At 66.0% G+C, this 24,346-nt stretch carries 18 protein-coding genes; 15 read left to right on the top strand and 3 right to left on the bottom strand.

Annotated elements, in window-relative coordinates:
* Positions 1 to 111: 111 nt before the first annotated feature.
* The 15 genes from QNO06_RS13300 to tuf all read left to right on the top strand — a co-directional run bounded on the left by QNO06_RS13300 (position 112) and on the right by tuf (position 17,829).
* Positions 112 to 4,002: a DNA-directed RNA polymerase subunit beta' gene (locus QNO06_RS13300; RefSeq protein WP_227912786.1), complete on the top strand. Its 3,891-nt coding sequence runs from the start codon at positions 112 to 114 to the stop codon at positions 4,000 to 4,002.
* A gap of 161 nt (positions 4,003 to 4,163) precedes the next feature.
* Entirely contained in the window at positions 4,164 to 5,360 is a 1,197-nt protein-coding gene (locus tag QNO06_RS13295; protein ID WP_227912787.1) for a 4-hydroxybenzoate 3-monooxygenase, read from the top strand.
* Positions 5,361 to 5,485: 125 nt separating this feature from the next.
* Positions 5,486 to 6,307 (top strand): protocatechuate 3,4-dioxygenase subunit beta, encoded by an 822-nt coding sequence (gene pcaH, locus QNO06_RS13290; RefSeq protein ID WP_227912788.1) that lies wholly within the window; start codon positions 5,486 to 5,488, stop codon positions 6,305 to 6,307.
* Positions 6,304 to 6,870 (top strand): protocatechuate 3,4-dioxygenase subunit alpha, encoded by a 567-nt coding sequence (gene pcaG, locus QNO06_RS13285; RefSeq protein WP_227912789.1) that lies wholly within the window; start codon positions 6,304 to 6,306, stop codon positions 6,868 to 6,870. The genes pcaH and pcaG overlap by 4 nt, the downstream gene beginning before the upstream one ends.
* A gap of 2 nt (positions 6,871 to 6,872) precedes the next feature.
* The gene (locus QNO06_RS13280) at positions 6,873 to 8,309 is read left to right on the top strand and encodes a lyase family protein (protein ID WP_227912790.1); all 1,437 of its coding nucleotides are present in this window, start codon (positions 6,873 to 6,875) and stop codon (positions 8,307 to 8,309) included.
* Positions 8,306 to 9,112, top strand: coding sequence for an alpha/beta fold hydrolase (locus QNO06_RS13275; RefSeq protein ID WP_227912791.1), 807 nt, complete (start codon positions 8,306 to 8,308; stop codon positions 9,110 to 9,112). Before QNO06_RS13280 ends, QNO06_RS13275 begins: the two co-directional genes overlap by 4 nt.
* Positions 9,113 to 9,115: 3 nt before the next feature.
* The gene (gene pcaC / locus QNO06_RS13270; protein WP_227912792.1) at positions 9,116 to 9,520 is read left to right on the top strand and encodes a 4-carboxymuconolactone decarboxylase; all 405 of its coding nucleotides are present in this window, start codon (positions 9,116 to 9,118) and stop codon (positions 9,518 to 9,520) included.
* Positions 9,521 to 9,596: 76 nt separating this feature from the next.
* On the top strand, positions 9,597 to 10,796 hold the full coding sequence (locus tag QNO06_RS13265) for a thiolase family protein (protein WP_227912793.1): 1,200 nt from the start codon (positions 9,597 to 9,599) through the stop codon (positions 10,794 to 10,796).
* 33 nt (positions 10,797 to 10,829) lie between these two features.
* Complete coding sequence (locus QNO06_RS13260; RefSeq protein ID WP_227912794.1) at positions 10,830 to 11,513, top strand: 3-oxoacid CoA-transferase subunit A; 684 nt, start codon at positions 10,830 to 10,832, stop codon at positions 11,511 to 11,513.
* Positions 11,510 to 12,166: a 3-oxoacid CoA-transferase subunit B gene (locus tag QNO06_RS13255; RefSeq protein ID WP_227912795.1), complete on the top strand. Its 657-nt coding sequence runs from the start codon at positions 11,510 to 11,512 to the stop codon at positions 12,164 to 12,166. The genes QNO06_RS13260 and QNO06_RS13255 overlap by 4 nt, the downstream gene beginning before the upstream one ends.
* 20 nt (positions 12,167 to 12,186) lie before the next feature.
* Positions 12,187 to 12,978 (top strand): IclR family transcriptional regulator domain-containing protein, encoded by a 792-nt coding sequence (locus QNO06_RS13250; protein WP_227912796.1) that lies wholly within the window; start codon positions 12,187 to 12,189, stop codon positions 12,976 to 12,978.
* Between the two features lie 362 nt (positions 12,979 to 13,340).
* Positions 13,341 to 13,715: a 30S ribosomal protein S12 gene (gene rpsL / locus QNO06_RS13245; RefSeq protein WP_104052742.1), complete on the top strand. Its 375-nt coding sequence runs from the start codon at positions 13,341 to 13,343 to the stop codon at positions 13,713 to 13,715.
* Position 13,716: 1 nt separating this feature from the next.
* On the top strand, positions 13,717 to 14,187 hold the full coding sequence (gene rpsG, locus QNO06_RS13240) for a 30S ribosomal protein S7 (protein ID WP_227903869.1): 471 nt from the start codon (positions 13,717 to 13,719) through the stop codon (positions 14,185 to 14,187).
* Between the two features lie 117 nt (positions 14,188 to 14,304).
* The gene (fusA, locus tag QNO06_RS13235) at positions 14,305 to 16,419 is read left to right on the top strand and encodes an elongation factor G (protein ID WP_227912797.1); all 2,115 of its coding nucleotides are present in this window, start codon (positions 14,305 to 14,307) and stop codon (positions 16,417 to 16,419) included.
* A 219-nt stretch (positions 16,420 to 16,638) separates the two neighbouring features.
* Entirely contained in the window at positions 16,639 to 17,829 is a 1,191-nt protein-coding gene (tuf, locus tag QNO06_RS13230) for an elongation factor Tu (RefSeq protein WP_227892319.1), read from the top strand.
* A gap of 50 nt (positions 17,830 to 17,879) precedes the next feature.
* On the opposite strand, the gene QNO06_RS13225 is transcribed toward tuf, so the two are convergent.
* Genes QNO06_RS13225 through aroA form a run of 3 tightly spaced genes read right to left on the bottom strand, consistent with a single transcriptional unit; the run spans position 17,880 to position 24,302 of the window.
* Positions 17,880 to 19,928 carry an oxidoreductase gene (locus QNO06_RS13225; protein WP_227912798.1) on the bottom strand — a complete coding sequence of 683 codons (2,049 nt, stop codon included), beginning with the start codon at positions 19,926 to 19,928 and terminating at the stop codon, positions 17,880 to 17,882.
* Positions 19,928 to 21,199 (bottom strand): acyl-CoA dehydrogenase family protein, encoded by a 1,272-nt coding sequence (locus tag QNO06_RS13220; RefSeq protein ID WP_227912799.1) that lies wholly within the window; start codon positions 21,197 to 21,199, stop codon positions 19,928 to 19,930. Before QNO06_RS13220 ends, QNO06_RS13225 begins: the two co-directional genes overlap by 1 nt.
* A gap of 46 nt (positions 21,200 to 21,245) precedes the next feature.
* Positions 21,246 to 24,302 (bottom strand): 3-phosphoshikimate 1-carboxyvinyltransferase, encoded by a 3,057-nt coding sequence (aroA, locus tag QNO06_RS13215; protein ID WP_227912800.1) that lies wholly within the window; start codon positions 24,300 to 24,302, stop codon positions 21,246 to 21,248.
* Between the last annotated feature and the right edge of the window lie 44 nt (positions 24,303 to 24,346).

The raw sequence follows: 24,346 nt of genomic DNA, 5'->3' as shown, positions 1-24,346 counted from the left end.
AATATTAAAGCCGCCTAACCCGAACCGTCCGGCGGACGCAGGGTGGGTCACCTTCAGTCTTTTCCGCACCCGAGACATTCAGATTTAGAGAACAAGAGAGAACAGGGACCCATGTCCAACGATTCCACGTTCGGCCTCATGCGAATCGGCCTTGCCACCGCGGATGAAATCCGTGGCTGGTCTTACGGCGAAGTCAAGAAGCCGGAAACTATCAACTACCGAACCCTGAAGCCGGAGAAGGACGGTCTTTTCTGCGAAAAGATCTTCGGTCCGTCCCGTGACTGGGAGTGCTACTGCGGCAAGTACAAGCGCGTGCGCTTCAAGGGCATCATCTGTGAGCGCTGCGGCGTCGAGGTAACCCGTGCCAAGGTCCGCCGCGAGCGGATGGGCCACATCGAGCTCGCCGCTCCCGTGACCCACATCTGGTACTTCAAGGGTGTCCCCTCCCGCCTGGGCTACCTGCTGGACCTGGCACCGAAGGACCTCGAGAAGGTCATCTACTTCGCTGCCTACATGATTACCTCGGTTGACGAAGAGAACCGCCACGCCGAACTGCCGAACCTGCAGGCCGAGCACGACCTGGAGCGCAAGCACCTCGTCGACCAGCGCGACTCCGACATCGCTGCCATCGCCAAGGACCTCGAAGGCGAGCTTGCCCGCCTGGAAGGCGAAGGCGCCAAGGCTGCCGACAAGAAGAAGGCCCGGGACTCCGCCGACCGCCAGATGGCCAAGGTCCGCCGCGATGCCGACAACAACATCGAGCGCCTCGAGCAGGTCTGGGACCGGTTCAAGAACCTCAAGGTCGGCGACCTGGAAGGCGACGAAGGCCTCTACCGCGAACTGCGGGACCGCTACGGCCTGTACTTCGAAGGCTCCATGGGTGCCGAAGCCATCAAGAAGCGTCTTGAAGACTTCGACATGCAGGCCGAGTCGGAGAACCTGCGCGACATCATCCAGAACGGCAAGGGCCAGCGCAAGACGCGTGCCCTGAAGCGCCTGAAGGTTGTCAACGCATTCCTGACCACCTCCAACAGCCCGCTGGGCATGGTCCTGGACGCCGTCCCGGTCATCCCGCCGGAACTGCGCCCGATGGTCCAGCTCGACGGCGGCCGTTTCGCGACGTCCGACCTCAACGACCTGTACCGCCGCGTGATCAACCGCAACAACCGCCTGAAGCGCCTGCTGGATCTCGGTGCCCCCGAGATCATCGTGAATAACGAAAAGCGCATGCTTCAGGAAGCTGTTGACTCCCTGTTCGACAACGGCCGCCGCGGCCGTCCGGTCACCGGACCGGGCAACCGTCCGCTGAAGTCGCTGTCCGACATGCTCAAGGGCAAGCAGGGCCGCTTCCGCCAGAACCTGCTGGGTAAGCGCGTTGACTACTCCGGCCGTTCCGTCATCGTGGTTGGCCCGCAGCTGAAGCTGCACCAGTGCGGTCTGCCCAAGCAGATGGCCCTGGAGCTCTTCAAGCCGTTCGTGATGAAGCGCCTGGTTGACCTCAACCACGCCCAGAACATCAAGAGCGCCAAGCGCATGGTCGAGCGTTTCCGTCCGCAGGTCTGGGACGTACTGGAAGAGATCATCACCGAACACCCGGTGCTGCTCAACCGTGCACCCACCCTGCACCGCCTCGGCATCCAGGCCTTCGAGCCGCAGCTTGTTGAAGGCAAGGCCCTTCAGCTGCACCCGCTGGTCTGCGGCGCCTTCAACGCTGACTTCGACGGTGACCAGATGGCAGTGCACCTGCCGCTGAGCCCCGAAGCCCAGGCTGAAGCACGCATCCTCATGCTGTCCTCGAACAACATCCTGAAGCCGTCCGACGGCCGCCCGGTCACCCTGCCCTCGCAGGATATGATCATCGGCCTGCACCACCTCACCACCAAGCGCCCCGGTGCTGTTGGCGAAGGCCGTGTGTTCGGTTCGATGTCGGAAGCCATCATGGCCTTCGACATGGGCGAGCTGCACCTGAACTCGCTGGTGAAGATGCGTGTTGACGGCTTTGTCCCCAGCGCAAGCCAGCCCGCTCCGGAAGGTTGGGAAGAGGGCACTCCTGCCCTCATCGAAACCTCCCTCGGACAGGTCATCTTCAACCAGACGCTGCCTGCGGATTACCCGTGGGTGCCGGAAGTTGCGGACAAGGGCCAGCTCTCCGCGATCGTCAACGATCTCGCCGAGCGGTACCCGAAGGTCGTTACGGCTGCCACGCTGGACAACCTGAAGGACGCCGGTTTCTACTGGGCCACCCGCTCGGGCGTTACCGTCGCCATCTCCGACATCGCGGCTCCGATCGACAAGCCGGCCATTATGGAAGGCTACGAAGCCCAGGCCGCCAAGGTTGAAAGCCAGTACGGCAAGGGCCTGATCGCTGAAGACGAGCGCCGCCAGGAACTGATCGACATCTGGAACAAGGCCACCAACGAGGTTGCTGCTGCAATGCGGGCGAACATGCCCGAATTCAACAACATCAACCGCATGGTGTCCTCCGGTGCCCGTGGTAACTGGCTGCAGGTCCGGCAGATCGCCGGTATCCGCGGCCTGGTGGCTAACCCTAAGGGTGAGATCATCCCCCGCCCGATCAAGTCCTCTTACCGTGAGGGCCTGTCGGTGCTGGAGTACTTCATCGCCACCCACGGTGCCCGTAAGGGTCTTGCCGATACCGCCCTTCGTACCGCCAACTCGGGTTACCTGACCCGTCGCCTGGTGGACGTTTCCCAGGACGTTATTGTCCGCGAGGAAGACTGCGGTACCGAGCGCGGCCTGAACGTGACCATCGCGGTTCCGGATGCCAACGGCGAACTGCAGCTGCACGAAGAGGTCGAGAACTCGGCCTACGCCCGTACGCTGGCCACCGACGTCACCGATGACCAGGGCAACGTCCTGGCCAAGGGCGGCGACGATGTTGGCGACGTGCTGATCGCGAAGCTGTTCGAAGCCGGTGTCACCGACATCAAGGTCCGCTCCGTACTCACCTGTGAGTCCGCCGTCGGTACCTGTGCACTTTGCTACGGCCGCTCCCTGGCCACGGGTAAGACCGTGGACATCGGCGAGGCCGTGGGCATCATCGCCGCACAGTCCATTGGTGAGCCGGGTACCCAGCTGACCATGCGTACCTTCCACACCGGTGGTGTTGCTTCCGCTGAGGACATCACCCAGGGTCTGCCCCGTATCCAGGAGCTCTTCGAAGCACGTACCCCCAAGGGCGTTGCTCCGATCTCCGAGACCGCGGGCCGGGTCACCATCGAAGAGACCGACCGCCAGATGCGCCTGGTTGTCACTCCCGATGACGGCTCCGAGGAAATCGCGTACCCGGTCCTGCGCCGTGCCCGCCTGCTGGTTGCCGACGGCGACCACGTCGAGGTTGGCCAGCAGCTGGTCTTCGGTGCGGTGGATCCCAAGCAGATCCTCCGTATCCTCGGCCCGCGCAAGGCACAGGAGTTCCTGGTGGACGAAGTCCAGCGCGTGTACCGCAGCCAGGGTGTGGGCATCCACGACAAGCACGTCGAGGTCATTGTCCGCCAGATGCTGCGCCGCGTGACCGTGATCGAGTCCGGCGACTCCGATCTGCTCCCGGGTGAGCTGACCGAACGCCGCCGCTTCGAAAGCGAGAACCGCCGCGTGGTTTCGGAAGGCAAGAAGCCTGCTTCGGGCCGTCCGGAACTGATGGGTATCACCAAGGCCTCCCTGGCCACCGAGTCCTGGCTGTCCGCAGCTTCCTTCCAGGAAACGACCCGCGTCCTGACGCAGGCCGCCATGGAAGGCAAGAGCGATCCGCTGCTCGGCCTCAAGGAGAACGTCATCATCGGTAAGCTGATCCCGGCCGGAACGGGCCTGCCCCGTTACACCGAGGTCACTGTCGAGCCGACCGAAGAAGCAAAGGCCAACCTGTTCACCGGCCCGAGCGCCTTCAGCGACTTCGATTACGCCGGAGTCGACGGCGGCCTGAGCCCCGAGTTCCATGCCATCCCGCTGGATGACTACGACATGGGCAGCGACTTCCGCTAAGGAAAGCGCGCACTAACGGCAGGTCCCGCACCCTCAAGGGTGCGGGACCTGCCGCGTTTAACCCGGAGCTGCGCTGTACGGGGGAGCCACTTTGGCTCTCCCGTGTGCCCGCAGCCACACTTGGAGGTAGTGTCCGCTACAAGATTCCAAGGGAGTAATCAATGGGCGCAGGGCGCACTATCCTCAAGACGCAGGTCGGCATAGTGGGCGCAGGCCCGGCCGGGCTGATGCTCTCGCATCTGCTCTCCACCTCCGGCATCGGCTCCATAGTGGTGGACAAACGGGACCACGAAACCATCCGCACCACCCACCGGGCCGGCATCCTGGAACACGGCAGCGTCCGGATGCTTACCGAGACGGGCGTGGGCAGCGGGGTCCTGGATAAGGGCACCCGGCACGAGGGCATCGACCTGCGCTTCGGCGGCGAAAGCCACCGCCTCGACTTCGAGGACCTGGTGGGGGAGTCCGTCTGGCTGTACCCGCAGAACGAGGTCTTCACCGACCTGGCGGCGGCCCGGGCCCGGGACAACGGCGACGTCCGGTACGGCGTCTCTGACACCGCCGTGGCGGACCTGGCCACGGACGTCCCCAAGATCCGCTTCACCGATGCGGCGGGGACCGGGTACGAGATCCACTGCGACATCCTGGTTGGCTCCGACGGCTCCGGCGGGATCTGCAGGCGCTCCATTCCCGCCGAGGCACGCACGGACAACTTCATCGAGTACCCCTTCGCCTGGTTCGGAATCCTTACCGCTGCTCCGCCCAGCGCCCCGGAGCTGGTCTATGCCAACTCCGACCGCGGGTTCGCGTTGATCAGCCAGCGTTCGGACACCGTGCAGCGGATGTATTTCCAGTGTGATCCGGACGAGGATCCGGCGGCATGGAGCGAAGAGCAGATCTGGGATGAACTGCAGGCCCGGGTAGACGGCCCGGACGGTTTTGGGCTGCAGCGCGGATCCATTTTCGACAAGTCCGTGCTGAAGTTCCGCAGCTACGTCTGCGAACCGCTGCGGTACGGGAACCTGTTCCTTGCCGGCGACGCCGGACACACTGTCCCGCCCACCGGTGCCAAGGGGCTTAACCTGGCCCTGGCCGATGTCCGGGTCCTCTTCGAAGCCGTCGATTCCTTCTACGCAACCGGCTCGCGGGATCTGCTGGAGGGCTACAGTGACAAGGCCTTGCAGCGGGTATGGCGGGCGCAGAACTTCAGCTACTGGATGACGTCCATGCTGCACACGCGGGCTGACGCCGGCCCGTTCGAACGCAAGCGTGCGCTGGGTGAACTGGGCGGCGTCGTCGGCTCCCGGCACGGCAGCGCCTATCTCGCCGAGGCGTACACCGGCTGGCCCAACGCCTAACCCGTTCGCATTGCGAACACCTGTACTTGAAGTGAACAGACAGTGTAGTGTGGTCCCCACCACGTGGATGCTTGGAGAATAGCCGGAGCGCGACGGTGCGTTCCACCGAAAGGAAAACCATGGAAATGGAAGAGGATCTTTTCTCGAACAGCCATGTCGTTGAAAAACCGGACGCTGCAGAGGCCACCCAGGACCAAATCTCGGCCGAGATCGGCAGTATCCACGCGGCCTACGGCAAAACGCTGGACGACGGCGCCGCGGAGGAAACCCAACCCCGCGTGGACTTCTCTCCCTACCGCAGTTCCCTCCTGCGCCACCCCACCAAGGATCCCCGCCATGTGGATCCGGAAACCATTGAACTGTGGTCCCCGGCCTTCGGGCACCAGGACGTCCACGCGCTGGAGAGTGACCTGACCATCCAGCACAACGGCGAGCCCATGGGGGAGCGGATCATCGTGCGCGGCCGCATCCTCGACGGCGACGGCCGGCCGGTGCGGAACCAGCTGGTGGAAATATGGCAGGCCAACTCCGCCGGGCGCTACATCCACAAACGGGACCAGCACCCGGCGCCGCTGGATCCGAACTTCACCGGTGTGGGCCGCTGCCTCACCACGGATGACGGGTTCTACGAGTTCACCACCATCAAGCCCGGACCTTACCCGTGGAAAAACCACCACAACGCCTGGCGGCCGGCGCACATCCATTTCTCGCTCTTCGGCACCGACTTCACCCAGCGGATGATTACCCAAATGTACTTCCCCGGCGATCCGCTCTTTGCGCTGGACCCGATCTACCAGTCCATTACCGACCAGTTGGCCCGGGACCGGCTGGTGGCAACGTATGACCACAACATCACCGCCCACGAATGGGCTACCGGCTATAACTGGGACATTGTGCTCAGCGGCAGCAACCGCACGTGGATGGAAGACGAGGATGCACAACCATGAGCGAGCAGAAGCTGACGGCCACGCCCGGGCAGACTATCGGGCCGTTCTACGGCTACGCCCTCCCTTTCGAGAAGGACAACCAGCTGGCGGCGCCGGGCATGCCCGGCAGTGTGCGGCTGCAGGGCACGGTCACGGACGGCGCAGGGGACCCCGTTCCCGACGCCCTGCTGGAAATCTGGCAGGCCGACGCCGCGGGCAACATTGCGCAGCGCGCAGGTTCGCTCGTCCGTGACGGGTACACCTTCACCGGCTGGGGACGCACGGCGGTGGACAATGCCGGAAACTACACATTCACCACGGTGAATCCCGGTCCTGCCGAGACAGGCTCCGCGCCCTTTATTTCCGTTGTCATTTTTGCCCGCGGCCTTCTGAACAAGCTGCACACGCGGATGTACCTGCCGGACGATGAAGCGGCCCTGGCCCGCGACTCCCTGCTGTCCTCGCTCCCCGAGGAGCGCCGGCGTACGCTCATTGCCACCCGTGAAGCGGACGGCGGGCTGCGCTGGGACGTCAGCCTCCAGGGCGAGAATGAAACCGTTTTCCTGACCTACCCGGGAGCCTAGGCATGGATGCTGCACAGAGCGCCGACTACGGGCTGCTCGCGCCGGTCTGGGCAGGGACGCCCGCGGCGGAGCTGACCGGAGACCGGCAGCTGCTCCAAACCCTCCTGGATGTTGAACTGGAATGGGTGCGGGTGCTGGCCGCCGCCGGCCGGGCCGGCCCCTCCGCTCCCGAAGCGGTGGCCGAGGCAAGTGACGCGTCCCAGTACGACGCCGCGTCCCTGGCCGTGCGTGCCCAGGGCGGCGGGAACCCGGTAATACCGCTGCTGGCCGACCTGCGCGCACGGGTGCGGTCCGGGCCGGGGGGAGCTGCAGCGGCCGCCGCAGTCCACCGCGGCGCCACCAGCCAGGACGTTATGGACACCGCGCTGATGCTGATGTCCCGCCGCGCACTGGACGTCATTGCGGCCGACGCGGACCGCGCCGCCGCAGGGCTGGGAAACCTGGCCCGGGAGCATGCCGCAACGCTGTGCGTGGCCCGGACCCTGACCCAGCATTCGACGCCGTCAACCTTCGGCCTGCGCGCCGCCCAGTGGCTGCACGGCGTCGGGCAGGCCACCACGAACCTGCGCACCGCGGCCGCTGCCCTGCCCCTGCAGTGGGGCGGTGCCTCGGGTACCCTCGCTGCCCTCACCACGGCGGCTGCCGGCGCACAGCCCGAAGGTGGACGGATCAGCAGTTTCGACCTCACCGAACGCCTTGCTGACGCGCTCGGGCTGTCCCACCCCGTGGCGCCGTGGCAGACCAACCGGCTTCCCGTCACCGCCCTGGGCAACGCCCTGCAGGACTTCACCGCTGCCGCCGGGAAAATGGCCAACGACGTCCTGCTGCTCAGCCGCCCCGAGATCGGCGAGGTATCCGAACCCCGTGCCGCCGGGCGCGGCGGTTCCTCGGCCATGCCGCAGAAGCAGAACCCGGTCCTGTCCGTCCTGATCCGCAGCGCCGCGCTGGCCGCGCCTGGCCACGGGGTGCAGCTGCAGGCCGCCGCGGCGGCAGCAGACGACGAGCGTCCCAGCGGGTCCTGGCACGTGGAGTGGCAGGCCCTGCGCTCCATGCTGCGCCTGGCCGGGGGAGCGGCCGCCCACCTGGCTGAACTGGCCGAGGGGCTGCAGGTGCACACCGGGGCGCTGGCTCGGAACCTGGACAGTGCCGGGCCCCTGGTGGTCAGCGAGAAGATCATGGCCGTTGCGGCGCCGCTGCTCGATGACCACATGGAGCGCAACGGCATGCCGGGAAGCGGCAAGGAGATGATCTCCGAGGCAGTTGCCGCCTCGCTCAGCTCCGGGGAGCCCTTCGAAAAGCTGCTGCGCGGCGTCGTGCCGGTGCAGGTGCTCTCCGACGCGGACCTGTTGTCCCTCCTCGACCCCGCCCAATACCTTGGGGAGGCGGCAGCGCTGATTGAACGGATCACCGCCGCCTACCCCGGAAAGCCGAGCGCATGAGCATCCCCGCCATCAAGGCAACCCGCCTCACCGGGCCCGGTGCTCCCGTGCTGATCGCCGGGCCTTCGCTGGGAACGGCAGCCCTGCCGCTATGGAACCGGGCGGCAGCAGCCCTGGACACCTTTACGGTTATCGGCTGGGATCTTCCCGGCCACGGCGCCAGCCCCGCCGCAGAGGACGGCTTCAGCATCGACGACCTGGCGGCGGCCGTCGCGGACCTCGTCCGCGGTGCCCGCCGTTCCGGGGACATTGCCGCCGGCGTCCCGGTGTTTTACGCCGGTGTGTCCCTGGGCGGCGCCGTGGGACTGCAGCTGGGCCTGGACCACGGCGACCTGTTCGACGGGCTAGCCGTGATGTGTTCGGGTGCCAAGATTGGCGACGCCGAGGGCTGGGAGGAGCGTGCGGACACCGTGCGCGCCCAGGGCACCCCCACGCAAATCACGGGGTCCGCACAGCGCTGGTTCGCGCCCGGCTTCATGGAGCGCGAACCAGCCGCCGCCGCAGCCCTGCTGCACTCGCTGCAGGATGCAGACCGGTTCTCCTACGCTTACTGCTGCTCCGCTCTCGCCAACTTCGACGTCCGCGAACGCCTGCCGGACATCACGGTGCCGGTGCTCGCCGTCGCCGGCGCCGAAGACGCCGTCACGCCGCCCTCGTTTGCAGACCTGATCGCGGACCGTGTCACCAACGGCACAGCCGCCGTCGTCAACGAGGCCGCCCACCTGGTCCCGGCCGAACAGCCGGCCCAAACCGCGCAGCTGCTGAAGGACTTCTTCGGCGCCCAGTACCTGGAAGGGATCTAGCCCGTGATCGCAGACGGAGACAAGAGCCGGCAGGACGTGTACAACGAGGGCATGGCCGTCCGACGGGAAGTCCTCGGCCCCGAGCACGTGGACCGTGCCAACGCCGGCAAGGACGGGTTCACCGCCGACTTCCAGGACCTGATCACCCAGTACGCGTGGGGCACCATCTGGACCCGGCCGGGCCTGCCGCGCACTATGCGCAGCGCCGTCACCCTCACCGCCCTGATCGCGCACGGCCACTTGGAGGAGTTCGCCATGCACGTCAGGGCGGCCCTGCGCAACGGCCTCAGCCGCGACGAGATCAAGGAGATTGTGCTGCAGTCCGCCATCTACTGCGGCGTCCCGGCAGCCAACTCGGCGTTCAAGACGGCGCAGGGCGTGTTCCGGGACATCGACGCCGAGGCGTAGCCGCGCAACGAGCCAGACCCAACAGTCCGAACGTTCCGATTCCAGTTTCTTCGCAGCACGTTTCAAAGGAGCACCGGTGAACCAGACATATATCTACGACGCAGTTCGTACCCCTTTCGGGAAATTCGGCGGCGCCCTCGCCGGCGTCCGCCCCGATGACCTGGCCGCCCAGGTGATCCGGGCAGCCGTCTCCCGGGCACCGGAACTGGACCCGGAACGGATCGATGAAGTGGTCTTCGGCAATGCCAACGGCGCGGGTGAGGAAAACCGCAACGTTGCGCGCATGGCGGCCCTGCTGGCGGGACTGCCGACCTCCATTCCGGGCACCACCGTCAACCGGCTCTGCGGGTCCTCGCTGGATGCGGCAATGATTGCCTCCCGCCAGATCAACACCTCGGAGGCGGACCTGATGCTCATCGGCGGCGTGGAGTCCATGAGCCGCGCCCCCTGGGTGTTGCCCAAGAACGAGTTGCCGTATCCCGCCGGTGACGCCGCCCTTGCCTCCACGACCTTGGGCTGGCGCCTGGTCAACCCGGCCATGCCGAAGGAATGGACGGTGTCCCTGGGCGAGGCCACCGAGCAGCTTCGGGAGAAGTACGGCATCACCCGCGAACGGCAGGACGAATTCGCCGCCGCCTCCCATGCCTCGGCGGCCCGGGCATGGGACGAGGGCAAGTACGCGAACCTGACCGTCGCCGTCGACGGCGTGGACTTGGCCAGGGATGAAAGCATCCGCGCAGGGTCCACCACGGAGAAGCTCGCCACCCTGCGCACTGTCTTCCGCCCGGCGTCCGACGACGCGTCCGGCGGCACAGTGACCGCCGGCAACGCCTCGCCCCTGAACGACGGCGCCTCCGCGGCCTGGGTGGGCAGCGAAAGTGCGGCCGGGATCCTGGGGCTGGCGCCGCTGGCCCGCATCGCAGGCCGCGGCGCCGCCGCCAATGAACCGCAGTTCTTCGGCTACGCACCGGTGGAAGCAGCCAACACCGCACTGAAGCGCGCCGGCATCAGCTGGGGCGATGTTGGCGCCGTGGAACTGAACGAGGCCTTTGCCGCCCAGTCCCTGGCATGCCTGGATGCGTGGGACGTGGACCCCGGGATCGTCAACGCCTGGGGCGGTGCGGTAGCGATCGGGCACCCGTTGGGGGCTTCCGGCGCCCGCATCCTGGGCACCTTGGCCCGCCGGCTGCAGGAATCCGGGGAACGCTGGGGCGTGGCCGCCATCTGCATCGGCGTCGGCCAAGGCCTCGCCGTCGTGCTGGAAAACGCCAATTGACCCGCCCCGCCGCTCAACCGTAAGGAAGACACCGTGCTCAAGATAGTCCAGGACGCAGATGAGGCCGTGGCGCCCATACACGACGGCGCCACCGTGATGATCGGCGGGTTCGGCCGTGCCGGGCAGCCCGTGGAACTGATCGAAGCGCTGCTGCGCCAGGGAGCAGCCAACCTGACCGTCGTGAACAACAACGCCGGCAACGGGGAGCAGGGCCTGGCAGCGCTCATCGGCGCCGGGCGGGTGAAGAAGATCGTGTGCTCCTTCCCCCGGCAGTCCGACTCGCAGATCTTCGACGCCCGATACCGGGCCGGGGAGATTGAACTGGAACTGGTGCCGCAGGGCAACCTGGCCGAACGCATCCGGGCCGCCGGCGCCGGCATCGGCGGTTTCTTCACGCCCACGGCCTTCGGCACGCCGCTGGCCGAAGGCAAGGAAACCCGGATGATCGACGGCCGCGGCTACGTCTTCGAAACGCCGCTTCATGCCGACTTTGCCCTGGTCAAGGCCCTGCGGGCGGACCGCGCCGGCAACCTCGTGTACCGCAAGACCGCACGGAACTTCGGTCCGATCATGGCTGCGGCGGCGAAGCACGCCATGGTGCAGGTCCGCGAGATAGTGGACACCGGGCAGATAGACCCCGAGACCGTCGTGACCCCGGGAATCTACGTCAACACCCTGGTCCGCGTGGACCGGGAGAAAGCACCGGCCGCAGCATGAGCACCACGGAAAAGCTGGACAAAAACGCACTGGCAGCCCTTGTAGCTGCGGACATCGCCCCGGGGTCCTTCGTGAACCTGGGCATCGGACAGCCCACCCTGGTGTCGGACTTTTTGAAGCCGGAGCAGAACATCACCCTGCACACCGAGAACGGCATGCTCGGCATGGGACCCCAGGCGCACGGTGACGAGGTGGACCCGGACCTGATCAACGCCGGCAAGATTCCGGTGACCGAACTGCCCGGCGCCTCCTACTTCCACCACGCCGACTCCTTCGCCGTCATGCGCGGCGGCCACCTGGATGTGTGCGTCCTTGGCGCCTTCCAGGTATCTGCCTCCGGTGACTTGGCCAACTGGCATACCGGGGCGCCGGACGCCATCCCCGCCGTCGGCGGCGCCATGGACCTGGCCACCGGGGCCAAGGACGTCTACGTCATGATGAACCTGTTCACCAGGGACGGTGCGAGCAAGCTGGTGAAGGAATGCAGCTACCCGCTGACCGGCGTCGGCTGTGTCACGCGCGTCTACACTAATGAGGCGGTCTTCCTGCTGAAGGAAGACGGGGTCCACGTCCGCGAGACCTTCGGCACCACCTTCGAGGAACTGGCCGCAGCAATGGACATTGAGCTGATTCGCGGCAACGCCGGCAGCTAGGCCTACACCATGGGGGATAAATGAGCGGGACCGCACCGGCCAGCGACCAGTACGTCCAGTCCCTGGCCCGGGGCCTGCAGGTGATCCGCGCGTTCGACGCCGAGCACGTGCAGATGACGCTCAGCGACGTCTCGCGCCGGACGGGCCTGACCCGTGCCACGGCCCGCCGTTTCCTGCTCACCCTGGTGGAGCTCGGCTATGTGCGGACCGACGGGCGGACCTTCGAGCTGACGGCGCTGGTGCTGCAGTTGGGGTATTCCTACCTGTCGGGCCAGTCCCTTCCCCAGCTGGCCCAACCGGTCCTGGAGGACCTTTCACGGGCGATTTCGGAGTCCACCTCCGCCTCCATCCTGGACGGCAACGAGATTGTGTACATAGCCCGAATCCACACCCGCCGGCTGATGACCGTGGGCATCAGCGTGGGCACCAGGTTTCCGGCCTACGCCACCTCCATGGGGCGGGTGCTGCTGGCCGGCCTGTCCGGGGACCGGTTCGAAGAGTACCTGGCCACGGTTGAGCTGCGGCCGCTGACTGACCGGACGGTGACCGATCCGGACCGGCTCCGGAGTATGGTTGCCCGGGTGCGGGAACAGGGCTGGGCCATTGTGGACCAGGAACTGGAGCAGGGCCTGCGCTCGGTGGCCGTACCGATATTCGACCCCCGCGGGCAGGTGCTGGCTGCGCTGAACACCTCCATGCAGGCAGGCCTCGGAACCGAAGCGCCTACACTGGAGGAAGCAGCGGCCAGGGTTGTGCCGCACCTGCAGCAGGCGTCGGCCACCATTACGGCCGCCCTGGCGGCGCAAAGCTAGCGGGACAGGGCCAAGCAGAATGTGATCCCTGCCGCACTTTCGTCCGGCTCCGCTTAAGTCTGCTAGACTGAAAGCCAATTGTTTGTGTGGCAGTGGATGAAGGCCGCTCGCGTGCCCTCCGTGGTGAGATACTCGGAGGAATGCATTCCGGAAGGAATGGGCGGGCCTGTTTCCGGGTTGCGGGCTTCTTGCGCAACGAATGCCACACTTTTGCACGCCTACGGTCGCTTTCGGCGAGAGTATCGGAACTTCTCGGGGCATTGCGGCAACGACTTTAAGCGCGTCGCCCCCTGGTTGGTTTCAGCCGGCAGCGGGGCGGGGCAACCAGAGAATTATCTCGAGAAAAAACGGAGAACACGAAAGTGCCTACGATTCAGCAGCTGGTCCGCAAGGGCCGCTCACCCAAGGTCTCCAAGACCAAGGCTCCTGCCCTCCAGGGCAGCCCGATGCGCCGTGGTGTCTGCACCCGCGTTTACACCACCACCCCGAAGAAGCCGAACTCGGCTCTGCGTAAGGTTGCACGTGTCCGCCTCAACGGCGGCATCGAAGTAACCGCTTACATCCCCGGTGTGGGTCACAACCTTCAGGAACACTCCATCGTGCTGGTGCGCGGCGGCCGTGTGAAGGACCTTCCCGGTGTCCGCTACAAGATTGTCCGCGGTGCCCTCGATACCCAGGGTGTCAAGAACCGCAAGCAGGCTCGCAGCCGCTACGGCGCGAAGATGGAGAAGAAGTAATATGCCCCGCAAGGGTCCGGCCCCCAAGCGGCCGCTCGTACTGGATCCCGTCTACGGCTCCCCGCTGGTCACGCAGCTGATCAACAAGGTTCTGATCGACGGCAAGAAGTCCACCGCAGAGCGCATCGTCTACGGTGCACTTGCAGGCGCTCAGGAGAAGACCGGACAGGATCCGGTTGCAGCCCTGAAGAAGGCCATGGACAACATCAAGCCCAGCCTTGAGGTTAAGTCCCGCCGCGTTGGCGGCGCCACCTACCAGGTTCCCGTTGAGGTCAAGCCGGGCCGTGCAACCGCACTGGCCCTGCGCTGGCTGGTTGGCTACTCGAAGGCCCGCCGCGAGAAGACCATGACCGAGCGTCTCCGCAACGAAATCCTGGACGCTTCCAACGGTCTCGGTGCAGCTGTGAAGCGCCGCGAGGACACCCACAAGATGGCTGAGTCCAACAAGGCCTTCGCGCACTACCGCTGGTAAAAAGCCTGGCCGACGGCGGCCCCTCCTTCGAGGCCCTGCATTCCGCTTAGGCGGGGTGCGGGGCCCGAAGCAGATAAACGCAGTCGAACCGGCAAACACCAAATATAGGGAGAAACCGTGGCACTTGACGTGCTTACCGACCTGAACAAGGTCCGCAACATCGGCATCATGGCCCACATTGATGCCGGCAAGACGACTACAACCGAGCGCATCCTGTTCTACACGGGTGTCAACCACAAGATTGGCGAGACCCACGACGGTGCGTCCACCATGGACTGGATGGCACAGGAGCAGGAGCGGGGTATCACCATTACCTCCGCAGCTACCACGTGTTACTGGGACAACAACCAGATCAACATCATCGACACCCCGGGTCACGTTGACTTCACTGTCGAGGTTGAGCGGTCCCTGCGCGTCCTCGACGGCGCCGTCGCTGTCTTCGACGGCAAGGAAGGCGTTGAGCCGCAGTCCGAGACTGTTTGGCGTCAGGCCGATAAGTACGATGTGCCGCGCATCTGCTTCGTCAACAAGATGGACAAGCTGGGCGCTGACTTCTACTTCACCGTAGACACGATCATCAACCGCCTGGGCGCCAAGCCGCTGGTTCTCCAGCTGCCGATCGGCTCCGAGAGCGAATTCGAGGGCGTCGTTGACCTCATCGAAATGCGTGCCCTGACCTGGCGCGGCGACGCCAAGGGTGACGTGACCATGGGCGCCAAGTACGAAATCGAGCCGATCCCCGCAGACCTGCAGGAAAAGGCCGAAGAGTACCGCGCACAGCTGGTCGAGACCGTTGCTGAAGCCAGCGACGAACTGATGAACAAGTACCTCGAAGGCGAAGAGATCAGCATTGCGGAGCTGAAGGCCGGCATCCGCAAGCTGACCATCAACTCCGAGGTCTACCCGGTTCTGTGCGGCTCTGCCTTCAAGAACCGCGGTGTGCAGCCGATGCTGGACGCCGTCGTCGACTACCTGCCCAGCCCGCTGGACGTGCCGAACATCAAGGGCCACGACATCCGCGACGAAGAGGTCATCCTCGAGCGCGCCGCTGATGCCAACGCTCCGTTCTCCGCCCTGGCTTTCAAGGTTGTCACGCACCCGTTCTTCGGCCGCCTGACCTACATCCGCGTGTACTCCGGTCACGCTGCTTCCGGCGCCCAGGTCATGAACGCGACCAAGCAGAAGAAGGAGCGCATCGGAAAGCTCTTCCAGATGCACGCCAACAAGGAAAACCCGGTCGAGGAAATCACGACGGGCCACATTTACGCCGCTATCGGCCTGAAGGATACGACCACGGGCGATACCCTGTGCGACCTGCAGGACCCGATCGTGCTGGAATCCATGAGCTTCCCGGAGCCCGTGATTTCCGTGGCCATCGAGCCGAAGACCAAGGGTGACCAGGAGAAGCTCTCCACGGCCATCCAGAAGCTCTCCGAAGAGGACCCGACCTTCCAGGTCTCCCTCGACGAAGACACAGGTCAGACGATCATCGCCGGCATGGGCGAGCTCCACCTGGACATCCTGGTGGACCGCATGCGCCGCGAGTTCCGCGTGGAGGCCAACGTGGGCAAGCCCCAGGTGGCTTACCGCGAGACCATCCGCCGTGCAGTCGCCAAGCACGACTACACGCACAAGAAGCAGACCGGTGGTTCGGGTCAGTTCGCAAAGATCCAGATCGCGATCGAGCCGCTGGATACTTCCGACGGCACGTTCTACGAATTCGAGAACAAGGTCACCGGTGGTCGTGTTCCGCGCGAATACATCCCCTCCGTTGACCAGGGTATCCAGAGCGCCCTCACTGACGGTGTGCTCGCCGGTTACCCGGTTGTCGGCATCAAGGCCACGCTGCTTGACGGCGCGTACCACGACGTCGACTCCTCGGAAATGGCGTTCAAGATTGCCGGACGCCAGGCCTTCAAGGAAGCTGCACGGATGGCCAACCCGGTCCTGCTGGAACCGCTGATGGATGTAGAAGTCCGCACCCCTGAGGAATACATGGGTGAAGTCATCGGTGACATCAACTCCCGCCGCGGCCAGATGCAGTCCATGGAAGATGCAGCCGGCGTAAAGGTCATCCGGGCGCACGTCCCGCTGTCCGGCATGTTCGGTTACATCGGCGACCTGCGGTCCAAGACCCAGGGCCGCGCCGTGTACTCCATGTCCTTCAACAGCTACGCCGAGGTCCCGAAGGCAGTTGCCGACGAGATCATCCAGAAGACGCGCGGCGAGTAAAACTTGGAGGGTGGAACGGTTTACGCCGGGACACCCGCCGTGTGTGCCCGGTCCGGGTTTCGGCCCGGACCGGGCGCATAGCCAAACTGAGCGGCCTCGCCAGGCTGCTGCGGAAATCGGCAATTTCATCAAATAAACAGCCCCCAGTAGACTTACATCAGTTTCAGTTGCGAAAAGCGCGGCTGGAGATTGAGTCTTCTAACTCTCTAGGAGGAACCCGTGGCGAAGGCAAAGTTCGAGCGGACTAAGCCGCACGTCAACATCGGCACCATTGGTCACGTTGACCATGGCAAGACCACGTTGACCGCTGCCATTTCGAAGGTGCTTGCTGACAAGTACCCTGATCTGAACGAAAAGCGCGATTTCGCTGCTATCGACTCTGCACCTGAAGAGCGCCAGCGCGGTATCACCATCAACATCTCGCACATCGAGTACCAGACCGAGAAGCGCCACTACGCACACGTAGACGCTCCCGGCCACGCTGACTACATCAAGAACATGATCACTGGTGCAGCTCAGATGGACGGCGCAATCCTCGTGGTTGCCGCTACCGACGGTCCGATGGCCCAGACCCGCGAGCACGTTCTGCTCGCCCGCCAGGTGGGCGTTCCCTACCTGCTGGTCGCACTGAACAAGTCCGACATGGTTGACGACGAAGAACTGCTCGACCTCGTGGAAATGGAAGTTCGCGAACTGCTGAGCTCCCAGGAATTCGACGGGGACAACGCTCCCGTCGTCCGCGTTTCGGGCCTGAAGGCCCTGGAAGGCGACCCCAAGTGGGTTGCTTCCGTCGAAGAGCTGATGGACGCCGTTGACAACAACGTGCCGGACCCGATCCGCGACAAGGACAAGCCGTTCCTGATGCCGATCGAGGACGTCTTCACGATCACCGGTCGTGGAACCGTTGTCACGGGCCGCGCCGAGCGCGGTACCCTCGCCATCAACTCCGAGGTCGAGATCGTCGGCATCCGTCCGGTCCAGAAGACCACGGTTACCGGTATCGAGATGTTCCACAAGCAGCTTGACGAAGCATGGGCCGGCGAGAACTGTGGCCTGCTGCTCCGCGGCATCAAGCGCGAAGACGTAGAGCGTGGCCAGGTCATCGTGAAGCCGGGTTCCATTACCCCGCACACCGATTTCGAGGCCAACGTCTACATCCTGTCCAAGGATGAAGGCGGACGCCACAACCCGTTCTACTCGAACTACCGCCCGCAGTTCTACTTCCGTACCACGGACGTAACCGGCGTCATCACCCTCCCCGAGGGCACTGAAATGGTTATGCCCGGCGATAACACTGAGATGACCGTTGAGCTCATCCAGCCGATCGCTATGGAAGAGGGCCTCGGCTTCGCTATCCGCGAAGGCGGCCGCACCGTTGGATCAGGCCGCGTCACCAAGATCATCAAGTAATTTTGATGTTCTAGCCTGAACCTTTTCGGTTCTTAGCAGGGCCCCGTTGCTTATGGCAGCGGGGTCCTGCTGCGTTTAAACCCGGGGGTTTCAACTCCGGACGCCGCCGGGGTGCGGGCCAGGGACCGGATAAGATCCGTGGCTGCGGCCAGTCCCTGTTCGAAGGCACGCACGGCGTTGAGCCCCGACGCGTCACGTGCCCCGCCGATAACGGTAAACGGTGCACCGGCCGCCTCGAGGTGCCCCTGCAGCGGGTTGTGCGGCACCTGTCCGGCGGCCAGGACGACGGCGTCGGCCGGCAGCACTGTCCGGTTTCCCGCCTCGTCCCGGACCAGGAGCCCGCCGGAGCGCAGTTCCAGGGGAACGGTGTGGGCCATGGTGCGCACCCCCGCTTCCCGCAGTTCCTGCAGGACTGCCCAGCGGGTTGACGGGCCGATGCCCGCACCGATCCGCGCGCCGCGGCGCAGGATGGTGACCCGGCGGGGTCCGGTCCCGGCGTACTCCACCAGGAGGCGGGCCAGGTCGACGCCGATTCCGCCTGCCCCGATAACCACCACCCGGTTGCCGAGCAGCTCAGCGTCGGCAAAGGCACGGCGGTAGTCCAGTACGGGGATGTTTCCGGTACGGGGCAGCGGTACCGGCCGCGGACGGACACCGGTTGCCAGCAGGACGTGCGCGTAGCCGGCCAAGACCGGGGCCGTGGGGGCGGTCCCGCACCTGATCCGGACACCCAGCCGCGGTAGTTCGTTGCCGAAGTAGCGGATGGTCTGCAGGAAGTCCGCTTTCCCCGGCACCTGGCCGGCCAGCCGGAACTGCCCGCCGATGCCATCTGCTTCCTCATAGAGGTCCACCCGGTGCCCGGCGTCCGCCAAGGTGGCTGCTGCCTGCATCCCTGCCGGTCCCGCACCCACTACGGCCACCGCGGCACTGTTTCGGAGTTCCCGCCGGCGGAGCAGCGGGAAGTAGTTCTCCCGCCCGGCCCTCGGGTTGACCAGGCAGGAGACCGGGTCGGCCCCCAGCGAGCGGTCAATGCAGGCTTCATTGCAGGCGATGCAGGTGTTCACCAGCCGCGCATCTCCGCGCCGGGACTTCGCCACGATGTCCGGGTCGGCGAGGAACGGCCGCGCCATGGAGACCAGGTCGGCGTGGCCGGCAGCAAGCGCCTGTTCTGCCAGCGGCAGTGAGTTGATCCGGTTGCTGCCAATCACCGGTACCGGCACGTCGGCTGCGGCCAGGGCTGCCCGGATGCCGCCGGCAATCCCCATCCAGTGGCCGTGGGGAACCATCGCCTGCACGGACGGCACGGTGGATTCGTGCCAGCCAATGCCGATGTTGAGGGCGTCGGCTCCGGCCCGGGCCAGCTCAACGGCCAAGTCAGCCGACTCTCCGATGCTGCTGGAGCCCTCCACGAAGTCGGCGCCCGAGGTGCGGAAAATCACCGGGAAGGTGCTGCCGACGGCGGAGCGCACCGACTGCAGCACCGCCAGCGGGAAGGCCTGCCGCCGCACAGGATCGCCGCCCCAGCGGTCCCGGCGCAGGTTGGTCAGGGGCGAGGCAAACTGGTTGATCAGGTAGCCTTCGGACCCCATGATCTCCACCGCATCGAATCCGAGTTCCCGGGCCCGGGCCGCTGCGGCAGCGAAGTCGGCGAGCGTGTCCTCGATCTGCGGTCCGGTCATCTCTGCGGGCATGGTCCGGGAGAAACCGGAGAATACCTGTGACGGGGCGGCCGGGCGCAGTCCGTAGGTGGATTCGAAGGCGTACCGCCCGGCGTGGAAGAGCTGGAGGGCCAGCCGCCCGCCTGCTTCATGGACGGCGTCGAGCACCGGTGCCAGCACCGCAGCGGCTTCCGGCTCGTTGATCAGCAGGTAATTGGGGCCGCCGGCACCGGTTCGGTTAACCGCAGCGCCGCCCGTCACGATCAGCGCGGCACCGCCCGCTGCACGTTCCCGGTAGAACGCTGCGAGGGAACCGGCGTCGTCCTCCCGGTTCAGGTGCATGGAGCCCATCACTATCCGGTGCGGCAGGAGCAGCGAACCAATGGAAACGGGGGAGAAGACCCTGGTGAGGGACACTTCCGGCACGCGGGCAGCGGGCATTAGCGCAGGGCGGCCGGTGATGCTGCGGGATCGGGGACGGCGGCCGCGACGCCGTCGTCGGCAGCCGGTGCCTGCGCGCGGCGGAACAGGTCGCGGGCAATTACGGTCTTCTGGATCTCGTTGGTTCCTTCTTCGAACCGCTGGGCACGGGCGTCCCGGTAGACCCGTTCAATGGGCATGCTCTTCCAGTAGCCGATGCCGCCGTGCACCTGCAGGGCCTTGTCCGTGACCCGGGTGAGCATGTCCACCGCGGTGAGCTTGGCCATGGAGGACAGCGAGGGGGCAGACTCGCTGCCGTCCTGCCAGGCTTGTGCCGCCGTCATGGTCAGGGCCCGAGCGGCTTCGATGTCGGCGGCGTTTTCAGCCAGGGCGAAGGCGACGGCCTGCCGGGCAGCCAGCGGCTGGCCGAAAGTGGTGCGTTCCAGGGCATAGGCGACTGCAAGCTCCTGGGCGCGCCGGGCCAGGCCCACGCAGCTCATGGCCACCGAGATGCGGCTGGGGGTCAGGAAGCCGCCCAGGGCCACGGCCAGCCCGTCGCCTTCCGCGCCCAGCCGGTTTGCCACCGGAACCGGTGTGTCGGTGAAAGACAGGGAGGCATGGTCGGTGCCCCGCACGCCCATGGTTTCCGAAGTGTCCTCCACCACGGTGCCGGGGGCATGCCGGTCCACCAGCAGGGCGACGGTGCCGTCCCGCCCGGTGGTGCCGGCCAGCCGGGCGAACAACAGCCAGTAGTCGCAGCGCACGCCGAAGGTGATCAGGTGCTTGCGGCCGGTGAGATAGTACGTGTCGCCCTCCCGCCGCACACTGGAGGTGATGTCGGCGCCGGTGCCGTTGCCGGGCTCGGTGAGCGTGAAGGCGACCACCAGGTCGCCGGCGACGGCGGGACGCAGGTATTTTTCCCGCTGCGGTTCGCTGGCATGCGGGTTCATGGCCCGCCAGGTGCCGTTAACCACGTGCACGATCATCCGGATGGAGGCATGCGAACGGGAGAAGACTTCCATCAATCCCATCCACTGGACGAAGCTCACGCCCCGCCCGCCCAGGTCCGCCGGTGCCGCAAGGGAGAGGAAACCTGCTTCCCGCAGTTCCTTCCACAGGGCATCGGGCACCCGCCCGGTGGACTCGATGCGCTCCGCCCATGCTTCACCGGGGCCTTCCACCCAGGCGGTCACGGCTGAAAGCAGGTCCCGGTATGCCGAATCCGGGACGCTGCTGCCCCGTCCGTCTGCGGTGATGGCTGTGCTGGTCACTGTGGACTCCGATTCACTCATAACGCTCATATTGCTGGTTGGGGGAGGCACTAATTTGCCGGGTGCTTCAGCCGGAGACGGAGGGGTCCCGGCCGTTCCCGCCTGCCGGGGCGAAGTTCCGGGCCATGTCCCGCAGGAGGAATTTCTGGACTTTGCCCACGGCATTGCGCGGTATCGCATCCATCAGCTCCAGGCGTTCGGGCCAGTAATGCTTGGACACCTGGTGCCGGTCCAGGAAGACGGTGAGGTCAGCCAGGCTCAGGGGAGCTCCTGGAACCGGCACCACGAAGGCACAGGCCCGTTCGCCCAGCCGTGCGTCCGGCATGGCCGCCAGCGCAATGTCCAGCACAGACGGGTGCCGGAACAGCAGTTGCTCAATCTCAGCCACCGGGATCTTCTCGCCCCCGCGGTTGATGATGTCCCGGACCCGGCCGGTGACGCGCAGGTACCCGGCGCTGTCCATTACGGCAGTGTCGCCGGTCCGGTACCAGCCGTCTTCGGTAAAGACTTCCTTGGTCAGGTCCGGGCGGTCGAGGTAGCCGTCAAAGACCGTGGGGCTGCTCAGTTCGAAGTTTCCTTCGACACCGGCCGGAAGCAGCCGACCGTCATCGTCAACAATCCTGGTTCTTACTCCGGCCAGGGGACGGCCGTCGGTTCCCCATACCTTCGCGGGTTCGTCCTGCGGCGCGGCCAACGTGCCCAAACAGGTTTCAGTGGTGCCGAAGGCCCCGCAGATCCCGGCACCCAGCACGCGTGTGGCCCGTTCGGCCAAATAGCGCGGCACGGCGGCACCGGTGCTGACGAAAATGCGCAGGCTGGGCGGAGCTGTTGCCCCGGCGTCCACTGCCTGCACCAGGTCCGTGAGGAACGGGGTGGCAGCCTGCACAAACGTGGCGCGCCAGCCGTGCATCAGCTGCAGGGCACGTCCCGCGTCCCAGACCGGCTGCAGGATCTGCGGGCAGCCCAGGACAAAGGACAGCCACATGCCGTACAGGAAGCCGGTCTGGTGCGCCAGGGGCGAGGGGATGAACACTGCGTCGTCACTGGTCAGGCGCAGGTGCGCCGCTTCCATGGCTGCGGCCCGGCTCAGCGTTCCGTGCCGGTGCACAACGCCCTTGGGCTCGCCGGAGGTGCCGGACGTGAACAGCAGCTGCGCGGCGTCGCGCGCCGTGGGGGAGTACCGGGAGAGGGTGCCGGGATCGGGCCGGGCCTGTGCCAGGGTCTGGTGCCAGTCACTGAACCGCGGCCCGCCGTGGACCTTGGGGAGGGGATCCGCGCTGCCCGGAGCGCGCAGTACCAGCACGTCCCGCACGGGCAGGCCCGGTTCCGGTCCGGCCGGGGCGGGTTGCCCGACCAGTCCGGCCAGCTCCGCAGCGGGCCGGCGGCCGCGGAATTCCTGCAGGGTGACGAATACGCGGGCGTGTGCACGCTGCAGTGCCAAGGCCACTTCGCGTTCGCGGAAGATGGGCATCAGCGGCGCCGCCACCGCGCCGATGCGCAGGGAGGCCACGGTGAGAATCACGAATTCACTGCAGTTGGGCAGCTGGAAGGCCACGCGGTCTCCCGGCTGTACCCCCAGCTCCAGCAGCGCTGCGGCGGTACGGTCGGCTGCCGTGTCCAGCTCCGACCAGGTCAAGTGCCCTGATCCCTTGGCACCGCCGTCGACCACCGCCGTCTCGCTGGGACGTTCCGCAGCCCACCTGCGCACCCAATCCGGCCCGGTGACTGCAGCGGCGGCCTCCACAGCGGCCGGGGTGGCGATGGTCCGGGCACTGCTGCCGCGGGCCGTGCGCGCCGGACGGGCCAGGCGCGCACGGCGGATGACTCCGTCCTGCACCTCCATGCGCAGTCCGAAGGCAGTCATGGCGGCCAGGTACTCCGGGTAGGAAATCCGATACGCATTGGGATATGTGAGGGTGCTGCGGCCCTCTGCTGCGGAGGCTGCAACGGCAAGGGACATCAGGACGCGGTGGTCGTTAAAGGAGGAAAGGTCCGACCCGTTCAGGCCGCGCACACCGCGGATCACCAGGGAAGAACCTTCCACGCTGAGGTCTGCGCCCATCGCGTTCAGCTGCAGCATGGCAGCTACCCGGTCTGATTCCTTCATCCGCACGTGGTCAACGTGGTGGAAGACGCTGCGGCCGCCGGTGAAACAGGCCATGACCGAGAGGATGGGAAGCATATCCGGTACGCGGCGGCAGTCCACCTCCACCGGTTGCAGCCGCAGCCCGCCGTGCCGGATACGGACTGCGCCGGCGGCAGGATCCAGCTCCAGGGGCACCCCCATGGAACGCGCCAGGTCAAGGAAGTCCGCTTCCGGGTGGTCGGAACCGGAGGAGGAGGCGGAGGACAACCCGGCCAGCGTAATGTCTGCGGGATGGAGCGCGGCCGCGGCGACGCCGAAGGCGGCCGACCCGATGTCCGGCGGCATGCGCAGATTCGCGGGTACCGCCTGCTGGTTGGGCGGAATCCGAAAACGCCGGAAGTCCGGATCGGCGTCGACCTGCAGTCCGAATTGCCGCATCATGGCGATCGTCAGCTCTATGTAGCTGCTTTCATTCTGAGCGCCGTCCACGAACACCGTCGTTTCCGTGCGGGCGAACGGGGCCAGCAGCAGCAGGCCGGAGACCCATTGGGACAGGGTTCCGGGGATGTGCACTTCACCGCCGTGCGGGCGGCCGCTGCGGACCCGTATCGGCGGACAATCGTTGGTGGAGGAAACATCCAGGCCCATGTCGCGCAGGGCGGCGAGCAGTGCCCCGATGGGCCGGCGCTGGAAGTACTTCTGGCCCGTCACTGTGACGTCCCGCCCGGCCAGCGCAGCCAGCCCCACCATGAAGTACAAGGTAGTTCCCGAACTCCCCGCCGATACGGTGTCCCGCTGCGGCCGGTAGGCTCCCCCGTGCACCACGAATGTGTCGCCCTCGATCTCAATGCCGGTGCCCAGCTGGCGCAGCATGGCCACTGTGTACTGCACGTGCCGGGCATCCGTGAGACCGGAAATCCTGCTGCTGCCGGATGCCAGCGAGGCCAGGATCAGGGCGCGGTGGGCGTGGTACTTGGAGTTGGGAACCTGCACTGTGCCGCTGATGCCGGCGTGCGTTCCGAGGACCGAAAGATACATGGCCGCACGGCCTTCCTGTTGTCTGCGTGCCTACCCCTGCCACC

The sequence above is a fragment of the Arthrobacter sp. zg-Y20 genome (assembly GCF_030142075.1).
Classification (GTDB): domain Bacteria; phylum Actinomycetota; class Actinomycetes; order Actinomycetales; family Micrococcaceae; genus Arthrobacter_B.
Note: the sequence above shows the minus strand (reverse complement) of the source record. Positions and strands in the feature narration are given on the sequence as shown.